This is a genomic window from Candidatus Protochlamydia naegleriophila, assembly GCF_001499655.1.
In the GTDB taxonomy this organism is placed as follows: Bacteria; Chlamydiota; Chlamydiia; order Chlamydiales; family Parachlamydiaceae; genus Protochlamydia; species Protochlamydia naegleriophila.
In genome coordinates, this window is the sequence record NZ_LN879502.1 from 1,218,957 (window position 1) to 1,232,932 (window position 13,976).

Annotated in this window: 11 protein-coding genes; 8 read left to right on the forward strand and 3 right to left on the reverse strand. The window is 41.8% G+C overall.

Annotated features, from left to right (window positions below):
* Positions 1-26: 26 nt before the first annotated feature.
* Positions 27-728 (forward strand): pirin family protein, encoded by a 702-nt coding sequence (locus PNK_RS04975; protein ID WP_059060671.1) that lies wholly within the window; start codon positions 27-29, stop codon positions 726-728.
* A gap of 86 nt (positions 729-814) precedes the next feature.
* Here PNK_RS04975 and PNK_RS04980 read toward each other — a convergent pair whose 3' ends face one another.
* From PNK_RS04980 to PNK_RS04990, 3 genes are all read right to left on the reverse strand, one after another.
* On the reverse strand, positions 815-1,576 hold the full coding sequence (locus PNK_RS04980) for a hypothetical protein (protein WP_059060674.1): 762 nt from the start codon (positions 1,574-1,576) through the stop codon (positions 815-817).
* A 175-nt stretch (positions 1,577-1,751) separates the two neighbouring features.
* A complete protein-coding gene (locus PNK_RS04985) occupies positions 1,752-2,753 on the reverse strand; it encodes an F-box protein (RefSeq protein ID WP_059060676.1) in 1,002 nt (333 codons plus the stop codon).
* A 142-nt stretch (positions 2,754-2,895) separates the two neighbouring features.
* Positions 2,896-4,362: an RNB domain-containing ribonuclease gene (locus PNK_RS04990; protein WP_059060678.1), complete on the reverse strand. Its 1,467-nt coding sequence runs from the start codon at positions 4,360-4,362 to the stop codon at positions 2,896-2,898.
* Between the two features lie 274 nt (positions 4,363-4,636).
* Between PNK_RS04990 and PNK_RS04995 the strand changes: the two genes are divergently transcribed.
* The 7 genes from PNK_RS04995 to PNK_RS05025 all read left to right on the forward strand — a co-directional run bounded on the left by PNK_RS04995 (position 4,637) and on the right by PNK_RS05025 (position 13,395).
* Positions 4,637-7,375: a bifunctional acetate--CoA ligase family protein/GNAT family N-acetyltransferase gene (locus tag PNK_RS04995; RefSeq protein ID WP_059060680.1), complete on the forward strand. Its 2,739-nt coding sequence runs from the start codon at positions 4,637-4,639 to the stop codon at positions 7,373-7,375.
* 262 nt (positions 7,376-7,637) lie between these two features.
* Positions 7,638-8,696, forward strand: a complete 1,059-nt coding sequence (locus PNK_RS05000) for a hypothetical protein (protein WP_059060681.1) — start codon at positions 7,638-7,640, stop codon at positions 8,694-8,696.
* Between the two features lie 316 nt (positions 8,697-9,012).
* Positions 9,013-9,603, forward strand: a complete 591-nt coding sequence (locus PNK_RS05005) for a GNAT family N-acetyltransferase (RefSeq protein WP_051981942.1) — start codon at positions 9,013-9,015, stop codon at positions 9,601-9,603.
* Entirely contained in the window at positions 9,593-11,512 is a 1,920-nt protein-coding gene (locus tag PNK_RS13010) for an NAD-dependent epimerase/dehydratase family protein (protein ID WP_079992813.1), read from the forward strand. The genes PNK_RS05005 and PNK_RS13010 overlap by 11 nt, the downstream gene beginning before the upstream one ends.
* Complete coding sequence (locus PNK_RS05015; protein WP_059060683.1) at positions 11,491-12,159, forward strand: HAD family hydrolase; 669 nt, start codon at positions 11,491-11,493, stop codon at positions 12,157-12,159. The genes PNK_RS13010 and PNK_RS05015 overlap by 22 nt, the downstream gene beginning before the upstream one ends.
* Positions 12,159-12,893 carry a cytidylyltransferase domain-containing protein gene (locus PNK_RS05020; RefSeq protein ID WP_059060685.1) on the forward strand — a complete coding sequence of 245 codons (735 nt, stop codon included), beginning with the start codon at positions 12,159-12,161 and terminating at the stop codon, positions 12,891-12,893. The genes PNK_RS05015 and PNK_RS05020 overlap by 1 nt, the downstream gene beginning before the upstream one ends.
* 202 nt (positions 12,894-13,095) lie before the next feature.
* Entirely contained in the window at positions 13,096-13,395 is a 300-nt protein-coding gene (locus PNK_RS05025; protein WP_032125481.1) for a hypothetical protein, read from the forward strand.
* The last annotated feature ends 581 nt before the right edge of the window (positions 13,396-13,976 follow it).

Sequence of the window (13,976 nt, forward strand, 5' to 3'; positions counted from 1 at the left end):
CACGACTGAGTCTTTATGAGGTGTATATGACTGGCGAAATTCGGCGCGCGTCGCAAAGAGGCTATTTTGATTATGGGTGGTTAAAAACGTTTCACACCTTTTCATTTGGCGAGTATCATGACCCAGATAAAATGGGATTTCGCTCCCTTCGCGTCATTAATGAGAATTGGCTGAATCCAGCCGTCGGCTTTCCTGTAAAAATTCATCAGGATATGGAAATATTTTCGATTATCTTGGAAGGCGGCGTGTCTCATCAGGATAGCTTAGGGAATGGCTCAATTATGCGAGCGGGCCATATTCAACTTATGTCTGCCGGTCGAGGCTTAGAACATAGCGAATTTAATGCGTCTGATAGAGACAGCGCCCATTTCTATCAATTCTGGATCACTCCCTCTCAGAAAAAGCTAAAGCCAAGTTATCAGTCGAAATTCTTAGATCCTGCCACAAGGCAGAACCAATGGTGTTTGATTCTGTCTAAAGATGGGCGAGAGGGGTCATTGCAGATCAACCAGGATGTTTCAGTCTATCTATCCAATTTAAGCCCAGGCGTGGAATTGAAGATGGAACTTGAACCTAATCGCTATGGTTGGCTGCAAGTCATGGAAGGGAAGATTGTGTGGGACGGAAAAGAACTGGAAGATGGAGATGGAGCAGCGATTAGCCGTTCAGAAATGCTCCAATTAAAGGCCTTGAAGACAAGCAGAATCATATTCTTTGATCTGGATTAGCCATGTGCCGACTATAACTAGAATGCGTAAAATTAGTCGCCAGAGGCAATTTGGGTAGGCAAAATTCGGGACCTTGTGAAAGTGTCTTAAGAGCTTGAATGACTAGTAAAAGTGCCTCGCTTTTTCGGAGGCAACAAAATGCCTTGTTCTTTAATCAAGCAGCACTTTGTTAGAAGTTCTCTTAGCAAAAGGAAATAGGCTTTGATTTTAGGCGTTAAGACGGCACCGCGCTGAGTTTTAATTTTCGACTTAAGCGTGTTGACAATTCTTAAATCTAAATCAGACGCTTGAGCTGTCTTATCGAGCCATCCATCAATTGCATGTTGCAGACACTCAGCAGCTTTCCATTGCTGTTCGCTTAGAGGGTGGATGATTTTCAATGTGATGGCTGAATTGAAGGGAAAGTCTCCATCTAACATGCCCATTTGTATGAATTGAGCATGGATCAATAGTTGAATTTTCCAGTCTATGGAATTGATTTCTTTTAATTCATTCTTGTGATTGCGCAGAGACATTGTTTTATTGGAGGTCGAGATGGCGACGATTTCACCTTCTTCATTTAAAGCCAAATAATAGTTAATCCGGCAAGGCAGCGAAGCGTTATGTAGAGGATGAAAAGAGCATAAATATGTCCTTAGTCGGGTTAGCTGCTCTTGACCTGGCTTGCGAATGTGGAAATCTTGGACTGATTGCTCGCTCTCTACATTCGTTTGGCAAATGCGACTATCGCTTAAAATCAGGCTGGGAGAGGCGGGATATTGTCCATTCTTTTGAGAGGAGGATAAAAGAGGATTTTCCTGTAAATCTTGTGAAATTGAGCCTGTGTATAGGTTATTAGTAGCTTGCATTTTTCCTCCTTTCCTTAGTTTGATAATTTATCAAGTACTTAACGCTAATGATGAGCAGAGGAATAAGTAAAAATGGGCGTTTTGCAAAAAATAGCGAGTCACAAGCCGAAGAATTTAAAAAAAGCTCAAAACTAAATTGTTAACTGATTAATTGATAACGGTCAAGGATTAATCTTTAAACATCCTCTAAATGAGAGTTTTCCAAATCATTAAACAGGATGCCATGCTCTTGGATAAACTTAAAGCGTTCGGGAAGTTCTCTAAAAAAAACGAAATAGGCCTTCACGTCTGGTGTAATGAGTCCTTCTCCTCCTCGCACGCCTTCTATGGTGGTCTTAGGAGTAAAATGGCCGGCTAATGCTTTGGCAACTTTGGCGTCAAGGTCTTCAGCCTTAGCGGTCGTTTTTAGCCAGCTTTTAATTTGATCATTCAATTGATTGATTCTTCTCGTTTGCAGAGGCGTAAGCGACGAAAGAACTTTTAATTCGATCGCAGCGTTAATTGGATAGTGACCATCCAGTGTCGCATGTTGGACAAATTGAGAATGAACGAGCAGGCTGACTTTCCACTCTTCTGCCGCAATCGTTTGAGGCGTGCCAGCTGCATCTTTTAAATTGAGGGGTTTTTTAAAATAGGCAATAGCCCTTAATCTTCCTTCATCATTGAGGGCTAAAAAATAGGAGTGGGCGGCAGACGTTATCCGTTGTTGTCTTGGAAAAGAAGCGCATGCATGCTTGCGAATAAATTGAATGGATTTGTTCTTCCAGAATAGTTCCGTTTGGTAAAGAGAGCGCCAATTAATTGTTTGTTCCTCTTTTTCGGGAATTAGGGACAGGCAGTCTGAGAAATCTATTTGGACATGCTTTTTCCAAAGCCAATTCGTTTGGCAAAGGCTGTAGAGTTCTTGGCATGTCTGTCCCACTTGATCCAATTCAGCAGGTTTCAAATGAGAAAAAATTTTCAGCAGAAGGTCTGAAATGAGAGGGAGGGGCTCGTATGCATTTTCCTCCTTCTTTGCAGCCTCGACCTGTAGCTCATCCAGGTTTGAGGACTGATTCTGTGAAACTTCTTGGTTTGATGATTGATTCATTGCATTTTGATTGCTCTTTAAAAGGGAGCTGTCAGGCTCTGTGCTAAAAGCATGCGGAGTTGATGATAGCGCATTAAAATAGCTCATAAATCTCATTTTCCCATAAATTTGATGCTTACTTGCACAATCAAAAAATTAACATCCCTTTAGACGTCTATCCCAAGAAACTAGCCGCTATAAAGGCTCGTTTCTGAGGGGCGCAAGCCTTGTTTGCGAGCTTAAGAGTGCTTTAATGAACTCTTACAAAGTCGATGAAGCCATTTTCTATATCCAGATTTGTGAGTTTGACGCGAATTTGGTCACCGACATCCTTATGTTCGTATCCTTTAACAAGTTTGCCTTCGACAGGAGGGTGAAGAATTCGCACCCAGGTTCCTTTTACGCTTGCACCTGTTACAATTGCATCAAACACCTCTCCGAATTTTGAGTAAAGAAGAAGAATAGCGGCAGATTTTCTCATTTTACGCTCAACCTTTTCGGCTTCATCTTCTTTTATAGTGCAGTGTTTAGCTAGCTTTTCTAGTTCTTTCGAAGGATAGGGAAGGGACTTGTTTTCAAGCGCTGATTTGAGAATGCGCTGAGTGATAAGATCCGGATAGCGCCTGTTTGGAGCTGTTGAATGGGTATAGTCTCTTAAAGCCAATCCAAAATGACCAATTGGCATATCATTTGGATATTCAACGATGTATTCACCGTTACCGAGAAGCTTTATGATTGTCAGGGAAAGATCGGGGAAATGAAGGGGATCAAGCGAGCGACGCTTGATCAAAAACAGATCCAATGCTTTCGAGTCTGGTTCATCGGGAAGCTTTTCGCCCAGTTCTTTTGCAATTTCTACGATGCGGTCCCATCTCTTGGGAACCCTAACAATGCGCCTAAAAGAAGGAAGTTCGCGGTTTTTTAAAAAAATAGCTGTTGAAGTATTAGCTGCAATCATAAAGTCTTCGATTAAATCGCGGGCCCGATTTTTTTTAGCAATTTTGATGTCGACGATGCGATGATTTTGAACAACAGCTTGAGGCTCCAGAGTCTCTAAAGTAAGCGCTCCATGATAGTGACGGTATTGCTTTAAGAGCGTAGTAATCTGATCTTGAAGGCGGAGTTGCGCTTCCATGCCAGCGACCTCTCCGATTTTGTTAGGCATGGGCTCAGTGCCATCAAGCCATGCTGCGACGCTATTATAGGCAAGTTTGGCATGATTGTAGACAAGCGCCTGGTAAAGGGTGTGTGCCCCCAAAGATCCATCAGCATTTACCTCAACTTCAACAACTATTGCTAATCGGTCTTGGCCTTCATTTAACGAAGTAAGATCGGTTGAAAATCGCTCTGGAAGCATTGAAAATACTTTTGTCGGAGTATAGACAGACACCGTATTGTATTGGGCATGGCGGTCGACCAAGGAATTTTTAGGAACGCGTTCATCGACGTCTGCAATGGCAATAAAAATTCGAAATCGCCCTTCATCAAGGCTTTCAGCATACGTGAGCTGGTCTAAGTCCCTTGAGTCATCGTTGTCGATCGAACACCAAAGTAACTGCCTCGCATCTTTTGTAGAAGGAGGGAAAGAAATAGCCTCAGGTGCTTGATCAGCTGCTTTTTGAACATCCGAGGAAAATTCTGTTAAAAGATCTCGTTCCCGCATAGCTGTTTTGGCAAGCTCTGTTAAATCGATGGCTGGTTGTCCTTGAAATGTCATAAAAATCCTTGATAAGAAGGTGTCTTGTGCACATGTTTTAAGCCGTAAAATGGCTTTTGAACAAACGAGAAAGTTTCTAAGGAATAAGTGTAGGTATAAAAAATACTTCAGCACTCTTGATGTAAATAAATCTTTCTATATTTTTTAATGAGGATGATGATTTAATGCAATTGACGATTGAGTGAGGCGCTTCTAACTTGGAATAGCCTATGTTGAAAGTCGCATCGGTATACTTCGAAGCTGGTAGATGGCCATTCTAAATGGAGAACTAAATATGGAAAAGTATGTGAATCGAACAGATCCGTCGCAAAATTTTATTCATCGCTATCCCCAACGATTAGATGCTCTTTTCCATCCTAAGGCTGTGGCTGTCATAGGAGCTAAAGATACACCTGGAAGCGTTGGTTGTACAATCATGGTCAATCTGTTGGCTGGCGACTTTAAAGGCAATATTTATCCAGTTAATCCTAAACGGGATCAAGTCTTTGGGCTAAAGGCTTTTCCGACCATTTCTTCTGTTCCGGAAACGATTGATTTGGCCATTATCGTAACACCTGCGCCAACTGTTCCAGGCATTGTTAAAGAATGCGTTGAAGCTGGGGCTAAAACAGCAATTATCATTTCGGCCGGCTTTAAAGAACTTGGAGCAGCAGGTCAAAAACTTGAAGAAGAAATTCTTTTTTATGCCAGCCAGGGGCCATTATCAATCATTGGCCCAAATTGCTTGGGTGTCATGAATCCAATTTTGGGATTGAATGCAACTTTTGCTAAAGGAATGGCACTGCCTGGACAGCTGGCCTTTATTAGCCAGTCAGGGGCTATGTGCACGGCAGTACTAGACTGGAGCCTTCAAGAAAAGGTGGGTTTTAGTGCATTTGTATCGATTGGATCAATGGCCGATGTCAACTGGGGAACGCTCATCGACTATTTGGGAAGCGATCCCAATACGCACAGCCTTTTACTTTATATGGAAACAATTGGAGATGCGCGCTCATTTATGACGGCTGCACGAGAAGTGGCCTTAGAAAAGCCGATTATCGTGATTAAAGCTGGTAGAAGCCAAGCCGCCGCTAAAGCTGCCGCCTCTCATACAGGCTCTTTAGCAGGCAGTGATGAAGTGTTTGATGCTGCTTTAGAGAGGATCGGAGTCTTGCGAGTCAATAGTATTTCAGAACTTTTTAGTATGGCTTCTGTATTGGCCCGCCAACCACTCCCTAAGGGGCCCCGTTTATCAATTATTACAAATGCGGGCGGACCAGCTGTTTTAGCAACCGATGCTACGGTCTTAAATCAGGCAGAATTGGCCCCTGTGGGACTAAAGACTATTCAAGAACTCGATACATTCCTACCTTCTGCCTGGAGCCGCAGTAATCCTATTGACATTTTAGGCGATGCCGATGCTAAACGCTATGCTCAAACGATCGATGTTTTAGCTCACGACAAACAGACAGATGGTTTATTAGTCATTCTTTCACCTCAAGATATGACAGATGCTAGCGGGACGGCCCAAACGCTCACTCGCTTTGCTCATCTAAGCGATAAGCCTTTGCTTGCCAGCTGGATGGGGGGAGAAACGGTCGAAACGGGTAAGACGATTTTGTCAGAGGCCAATATTCCAACGTTTAACTATCCAGATGATGCAGCACGGGCTTTTGCGACGATGTGGCGCTATAGTCAAAACTTGAAAACATTATACGAAACACCAGCTGCTAATTCAATGGCCTGGAAAGGAGAAGAGCAATCTTTAGAAACAGTACAGGCGATCATTAATGGGGTACTGAGCGACAAAAGGGCTATCTTGACTGAGTTTGAATCGAAGCAAGTTCTGGACCTATATGGAATCCCGGTAGTACAGACATTTGTGGCCCAAGATTCTTCTGAGGCTGTTAAATTGGCTGATAAAGTTGGATATCCAGTCGTTTTAAAACTGTTTTCACAAACAATTACGCATAAGACCGATGTTGGTGGTGTTAAACTTAACTTGAAATCTCCTGAAGAGGTTCTTCGTGCATTTGATGAAATTTTAAAATCAGTAACGGAAAAAATGAGTGCACACCACTTCGAGGGTGTGACTGTTCAGAAGATGATTAAGCAAACGGGATACGAATTGATTTTGGGAAGTTCGACCGATCCTCAGTTTGGTCCCGTTTTATTATTTGGCATGGGGGGGCAACTGGTCGAGGTCTTTAAAGACAGGGCATTGGCGCTTCCACCTCTCAATAAAAACTTAGCCCTTCAGCTCATGCAGAAAACAAAGATTTATGAAGCTCTTTTAGGTGTGCGCGGAAGGAAAGCTGTCAACATTGAACTCTTAAAAGAGATCCTAGTGCGATTTTCACAGCTGATTGTTGAAAACAAGCGGATCAAAGAATGCGATATTAATCCGCTCTTGGTGTCAGATGAAGGTCTTGTAGCGCTCGATGCTAGAATCGTTTTGCACGAGGCGGAAATAAAGGATGAAGATTTACCTAAATTAGCCATTCGCCCCTATCCGCTCAATTACGTGAGTAAGATGAATCTAAAAGATGGAACATCTGTCATTCTTAGGCCTATCCGGCCAGAAGATGAACCGCTCATCGTCCGGTTCCATCACGAATTATCAGAAAATAGCGTCAGACAGCGCTATCTAGAATTTGTCAGTCTAGATGAAAGAGTGGCCCATGAAAGGCTTCTGCGAATTTGCTTTAATGATTACGATCGAGAATGGGCGATCGTTGCAGAAGTGAGTAAAAATGGGCATAAGGAGATCATAGGAGTTGGACGCCTCTTTCGCATTCCCGGCACCCATTTTGCTCAATTGACAATCACGATTATCGATGCTTATCACCACCTTGGCTTGGGAACTCAATTGCTTCAGCATTTAATAGCCATCACTAAACAAGAAAAAATAGAAGAAATTGATGCCTATATTCTGTCGGAAAATGGTGGCATGCTAAAGATTTGCCAACGCGCCGGTTTCGAGCTTATTCCAACTCAGGACCCCGTCATCATCCACGCTAAGTGGAAAGGGTAACTCATCAAAAAGGCAGAATTTCACTCTTTTGCCTTTTTCTTCTTAATCCTTAAATGAATTCATTTTTCCTCTCATTCAATCCAGCCTAACTGCCAATAGCAATTAAAATTTACAAGAAATTTATAATAATCTTTATTTGGGTTAATTTTGATTGTTTATAGTAACTAGTGGTTTTGATGTTAATAAATTATTTTATTAATGCTATAATTATTTTTAGATTTAATTATTGAGTTTAATAGTAATAACTATTAGTTGGTGAATTATGAATCAAATTCAAGGTCCTTCTGAGCAATTGGGAATGATTACTGAGTGCATTGCTCAACATAAGCCTTTAAAAGTTAATAGATATGGAGATACTCTAGCATTTAAAGAGGTTAAACACGTTAGGCTTGATCGCTTTCAGGTAGGAAATTTAGTTTACTTGAGGATTGCTCATTTTATTTCAAACAATCAGGATAAGCTAAATGCGAATGAATTAAATCAATTGCATCAGGTTTTAAGCAAAGAAATTTCTGCTATTCGGGCAGATACAGGGGGAATACGGGGATTTTTCCGCTATCTCTTTTATCAATCAGATAAATCGGCGCGTTTACAACAAAAAGAATATTTAGAGGGATTGAGGGCGATTGTAGAAAATATCATCGAAGTTCAGGGGAAAGAAAAGCAGGACTTTGTTGAGAAAAAGGTCGGCAGTTTCAAGGATGGCAAAACAGAGGAAAAAAGGTTAGAGTCTGACGTTATTGAGGCTCGTGTTTTAAAGGAAGAGGACATAGAGGAAAAAGAAGGGCTGGGGGCAAAGCGTTTATTGGATTCGGACGTTGTTAAAATTGAGCAAGAGATTGAAAGATTACAAAAAGCTCTTGTGTGGGTTTTAAAAATCAAATTGGATGGGTTGAAAGGCCAATGTCTCAATTATGCTGGCGCGGTCAAGGCTTTTACCAATCAAAATGGCGATTTTTTTAGTGATGAGGAAGGAAAGCTCTTTTTGTCTGAGCTGCAAAAGCATCAGGAGGATCTCAAGGCAATTCCCTATTACGCCAAACTGAGCGTTGAAGAAGGTGATATTCATACACGCAAAGAGATTAGCGAAAAAGTCAAATATATGATGGAACGGGCAACTTCTTTGCATAAACAAGCCAAGCTTCTCCTTCCTAAGTTGCCTAAAGGAACGGAAGAAAGAAAGAATTTTGTCAAGCTCCTGACAAAGTTTGCGGAAAAGCTCAATCAACAGCAATTGATATTCAAAACTCCCTCGAGTGACGCTTATATAAATGGCATGCAGCAGGAGCTGGGTAAGCTTAAAAAAAGTTTGATGGATTGATTCACGCCATCAATTGCTTAAATAGAAGGTAACAGTAGGCGAGCACGATTTTCGGACCTGCTGTTTTGCTTCATTTTAAATATTCTTCCCGCTCATGCGTGTTCTAGAAATATTTGTGAATCTGATTCTAATTTTCTATTTACGCCTCTATTTGTTTTTTCTATACAGGGCTTCTTTTTGCTAGTTAAATAGGCATCATTCGTTTTTTTCTAAAACTTAATCTCGCTTTAAAAAAATGGGTCGTTGTTGGTTGAACTTATTTTTGGAAAAGTGTGAAGCTGCTAGTTTTAATGCAAGCATATCATTTTGAGGTTTGATGGAGACCGCGCCGATTTACCAGTGTTTGAAAAAGAGTGATTTTAAAGATCAAGATGGCTATCAACTTGTTGTCATCCGAAGAGATGATGCGGAAAGTATCCGACTTTGGCGCAATGCCCAGACGGATGTATTGAGGCAGCTGACTCCAATTACACAAGAGCAACAGAGGCTCTACTTTGAAGAGGTCGTCGAGCCAGCATTTGACTTGAAAGAGCCTAAGCAAGTGTTATTTAGTTTTCTTTTTCAGCATGCTTTCATAGGATATGGAGGGTTAACTAACATCGATTGGGAGGCTCGCCGCGCAGAGGTCTCTTTTTTGGTCGATCCGGCTAGAGCAGAAGATCAAGGGCAATATACTGCCGATTTTAGCCATTTTCTTAGTCTGTTGAGCAAGATAGCCTTTAAAGAGATCAAATTGCACCGCCTTTTTACCGAAACCTTTGCCTTTCGAAAGAAGCATATGCAGATTTTAGAGGCATGCGGCTTTAAGAGAGAAGGGGTTTTGAGAGATCATGTGTATAAGAGGCAAGAGTGGGTCGATTCGATTATGCATGGATTATTAGAAGGAGAGGTTGGGCATGCGCAATAAGCGTATATTTGTAAGTGGTGGTGCAGGGGTCATTGGAACAGCACTTGTCAACTTTTTATTGAAAGAAGGGGCTGATGTTTTTGTAGGCGATCTCAAACCTTGTCCTAGGGAGTGGCTTGGAAAGGTCCGCTATAGACAGGGGGATCTCAACACAATTGCTCCCGAAAATCTACTCGCTTTCGATCCTGAAATTTTCTTTCACCTTGCTGCTACATTTGAGCGTTCTGAAGAAAGTTTTCCCTTCTTTGCCGAGAATTTTCATCATAACATTCAGCTTAGCCACTATTTGATGAATTGTTTGAAGCAAGGAAACTCCCTTAAAAAAGTGGTGTTTGCCTCGAGCTATCTCATTTACGATCCGCGCCTATACCAGTTTCCGGCCCAGCAAAGCGATGTATCCATACTAAGCGAGAATGATCAAATCTATCCTCGAAATACTTGTGGAGGAGCAAAACTATTCCACGAACTGGAGCTGCGTTTTCTAAGCCAATTCCTTAAAGGACGAGTGTCTTTTACTTCAGCACGCATCTTTAGGGTATACGGCTACCATTCTCGAGATGTCATTTCAAGATGGATAAGAGCCGCTCTGCGCGGAGAAAAGCTAATGGTTTTCCGACCTGAAGGTCAATTTGACTATGTTTTTGCAGATGATGTGGCTGAGGCCTTGTTGCGATTGGCTAAGACGAATCACTCGGGTGTCGTCAATGTGGGATCGGGAGTTTCTCAATCCGTACAGTCGTTTATTGATCTCTTGCATTCGCATTTTCCAAAGCTGCAGACAGAGTATGTAGAAAGCAATATCCCATTTGAGCATTCCCAGGCAGATATTAGAAAACTCGAAGAGTGGATCAATTGGAGGCCTACTCATTCTTTAGCACAGGCTCTGCCCAAATTAATTGAATTCGAGAAAAGAGCACTTCAATTGCCTGCGCAAGAGCTCGATCATTCTGCGGTCCTTATCACGAGCATTTCTAAAAAAATGCCGCTAATAGAAGCTGTTCGCAAAGCTGCAGATAAGATTGGGCAGTTTAAAACTATTCATGGATGCGATTCCGATCCTGACTGTATTGGACAATACGGAGTAGACGAATTTTGGCTTTGCCCTCCACTCAAGGAATTAACGGTTGAAGAGGTGATCGACTATTGCCAAAGGAACCACATCGAGGCCATTATTCCAACGCGCGATGCAGATCTTGATTTTTATGCGCGTCATGCACCAGCGCTTCTAGCTCAAGGCATCCACGTCATGTGCTCAAGTCTTGAAGCGGTGACAACCTGTCTTGATAAAAAGCAATTTGCCGATTTTTTAACTAAACACCATTTTCCGGTGATTCCAACAGCCCTGTCTCCAGACAATATTAGAGCCTCTTTATTCGTTGTTAAAGAGCGAAGAGGGGCTGGCTCCCAAAAGATTGGTTTTAAGCTTGCTAAAGAAGAGGCTATCCAATGGGGACAGTCATTGAAAGAGGCTATTTTTCAGTCTTTTATTGAAGGAAAAGAGTGGAGCGTAGATGTCTATCGCTCTAAGGAAGGACGTGTCAAAGGATGTGTAGCGCGTCTGCGGGACTATGTTGTAGGCGGAGAGTCTCAAGTCACAACGACGGTATCTTACCCGGCCTTAGAACATCTTTGTCAAGACATGGCCGATCGTTTGAATGTGTATGGACATGTCATTTTTCAAATTATTGAAGACGATCAGGGATTGTTCCACGTTATCGAATGCAATCCTCGCTTTGGCGGAGCTTCCACAGCAAGCCTGGCAGCTGGACTGGACAGCTTTTTTTGGTTTTTTATCGAATGCCTGGGGCTGAGCCTACAGTCTTATCCTTTCAGACGCAGAAATGGAGAGATACGCCAAATTCGCTATGTGACAGATAGGATGATTCCATGGTCATCGTATTTGACTTAGACGATACACTTTATGAAGAGCTAACCTTTGTCTTCAGCGGATTTAAGGCTGTTTCAATAGATCTAAGCCCCTTAATTGGAATCCACTCAGAGCTGATTTACGAGGGATTGAAAAAAGAACTGGAGATTAAGCGGGAGAAGGTATTTGATCGATTTTTGCAAAAAGTTGGGAAATATCGACAGGAGCTTGTCAAAAGGGCTTTAAGCGTTTATCGGTCCCACAGCCCTACTATTCATCTTTATCCTACGGCCGAGGCCTGTTTAAAAAGGCTGCAGCAGCATCCTCTTTACATTGTTACGGATGGAAATAAGCTGGTGCAAAAAAGCAAGTTTTTGGCCTTGAAATTGGCCCCTTTTGTGAAGCGCTGCTTTTTTACTTATGCTCATGGGCTTCACCGCAGCAAACCCTCGCCTTATTGTTTCGAAAAAATTTGCCGGCTTGAGAAGGTTTCCCCATCCAGGGTTGTTTACATTGCCGATAATCCCAACAAAGATTTTGTTGGAATAAAACCTTTAGGATTCCAAACGATTCGAGTCTTAACAGGTCCTTACAGCAATGTTTTTATAGACGAGGCGCATGAGGCTGAGGTGCAAATTCATAGTTTAAACGAATTAGATGATAAGCTATTGAAGCGATTGGAGATGTGATGCGCGTAGAAATCTTTGTGCAAGCCCGCATGGGATCGACCAGGCTGCCTGGTAAAATTTTGCAACCCGTTTTTGGTAAACCTCTTTTGAAGTACATAGTCGAGCGCTTGCGAGAGGTGAAAAATGCTGACGAGATTGTTGTTTTGACCACTACAGAAGCCTCTGATGATATTGTAGAGGATTTTTGCCAAAAAGAAGGGGTTGCCTGCTTTCGGGGATCTGAAAATGATGTTCTTGAAAGGTATTATCAAGCAGCCTTGCAAAGGCGGCCGGATGCTATTGTGCGGGTTACAGCCGATTGCCCGCTTATTGATCCGGAGATCGTCGATGCCGTCATAGATGCTTTTAAAAGAGAGAGTCCGGCCATTGATTACATCTCAAATAGCTTGAAGAGGACTTATCCAAGAGGGCTGGACGTTGAGATTTTTTCTTTTGAAGCTCTTAAAAAAGCTTATCAGCTAGCTATTAAGCCGGAAGAGCGGGAACACGTTACAGTCTACCTTTATCGGCATCCAGAGCTTTTTAAACTAAAAAATATGGCTCACCATCCTTCTTTGAGCCAGTATCGCTGGACCGTTGATACGCAAGAGGATTTTACTCTGATCCGTTTGATCTTAGAGCACCTTTATCCGGACAACCCCACTTTTCGCCTGCAAGATGTATTGAACCTATTGAAGAAGTATCCTGAGTGGAATTTGATCAACGCACATATTGAACAAAAAAAAGTCTCTTGAGAGGGGACTCGACTGTTTTTTTGCAGGGAAAGAAGGAGACTGCTGCAGATAAGAACTGGGCGCACTTTCAATAATTGTCTATAAAACATTTCTCTTTTAAATAGATTTGTATCAGGATGGGTCAAACGAATGATGGGATTTGACCGGAATCAAAAGTTTTGTTATACATCATTCGCAAAAAATTGCTTTATAGGAGAAGCATATGCGCAATAAAAAACAACTATCTGGAATTCTAACAGCCTTTTGTTTACTCACTCTATCGATTGAAGCAGCGCCTAATCAACCGGCTGCCAATCAGGCCAACAATCCAGCTAATCCAAATAGACAATTTGATCAAAGTCAGGCTGCTAAAACCGACGCGCGCTTTAACATCATGAATCGTGATCAGGCGGATGGTTCTGATATCTACGCGATTCCTTATGACGATAGCGAGATCGAAGACGAAGAAGAGATCAATCGCTGGCAGAAAAAAGAAGTCTTCCCTCTCCCTCACTCTCGTTAATCTTTTGATTTAACGGTAGTTAAGGCGTGCTATAAGAAACATGACTCTAAAAATGAGTTGGTTTGTTTTTTTATGGCACGCTTTTTCAAAAAGAATTAATATATTATATTATGATTTAATGGTTTATTTTAAATCTCCCTTTTGCTAATCTTAACATTATATAGCAATAAATTGTCCGTATTTAATTTTTTAGATCCAGAGATTCTGTCATTTTTTGACTGCAGCTTTTGTAGTCAATCCAACTAAGAACCTAAGAATGGTTCCAAATAGGCATCTGGCCTATTCGATCGTTGAGGCATCTCTTAAAGCTTGGCTTTGATTCGTTCTTTTTAAACCTCTTCACTGCAAGAGGGTTATAAAAAGGCCTGTTGAATGAAGGATAGGGATTTAAAAGATCATTTTTCATCTACTCGATCTAGTTAAATAGATGAGTAGGGGATGAGAAAAGAGACTTTACCAATAATGATTGGTATGACCTGGGGCGAAATCCAGGTTATTAGGTGCGTTTCTTTATTCAATGGCTGGATTAGCCAAGGACACATTTATTAACGATGGGTTTATAGAGAAAAAGGTCGTTAATC

What these genes read in the sequence shown, in the direction of transcription:
- PNK_RS05025 (WP_032125481.1), top strand. Translation starts at nt 13,096, where the DNA reads ATGCGCAATAAAAAACAACTATCTGGAATTCTAACAGCCTTTTGTTTA.
- PNK_RS04985 (WP_059060676.1), bottom strand. Translation starts at nt 2,753, where the DNA reads ATGAGCTATTTTAATGCGCTATCATCAACTCCGCATGCTTTTAGCACA.
- PNK_RS04990 (WP_059060678.1), bottom strand. Translation starts at nt 4,362, where the DNA reads ATGACATTTCAAGGACAACCAGCCATCGATTTAACAGAGCTTGCCAAA.
- PNK_RS04980 (WP_059060674.1), bottom strand. Translation starts at nt 1,576, where the DNA reads ATGCAAGCTACTAATAACCTATACACAGGCTCAATTTCACAAGATTTA.
- PNK_RS05020 (WP_059060685.1), top strand. Translation starts at nt 12,159, where the DNA reads ATGCGCGTAGAAATCTTTGTGCAAGCCCGCATGGGATCGACCAGGCTG.
- PNK_RS05015 (WP_059060683.1), top strand. Translation starts at nt 11,491, where the DNA reads ATGGTCATCGTATTTGACTTAGACGATACACTTTATGAAGAGCTAACC.
- PNK_RS05005 (WP_051981942.1), top strand. Translation starts at nt 9,013, where the DNA reads ATGGAGACCGCGCCGATTTACCAGTGTTTGAAAAAGAGTGATTTTAAA.
- PNK_RS04995 (WP_059060680.1), top strand. Translation starts at nt 4,637, where the DNA reads ATGGAAAAGTATGTGAATCGAACAGATCCGTCGCAAAATTTTATTCAT.
- PNK_RS13010 (WP_079992813.1), top strand. Translation starts at nt 9,593, where the DNA reads ATGCGCAATAAGCGTATATTTGTAAGTGGTGGTGCAGGGGTCATTGGA.
- PNK_RS05000 (WP_059060681.1), top strand. Translation starts at nt 7,638, where the DNA reads ATGAATCAAATTCAAGGTCCTTCTGAGCAATTGGGAATGATTACTGAG.
- PNK_RS04975 (WP_059060671.1), top strand. Translation starts at nt 27, where the DNA reads ATGACTGGCGAAATTCGGCGCGCGTCGCAAAGAGGCTATTTTGATTAT.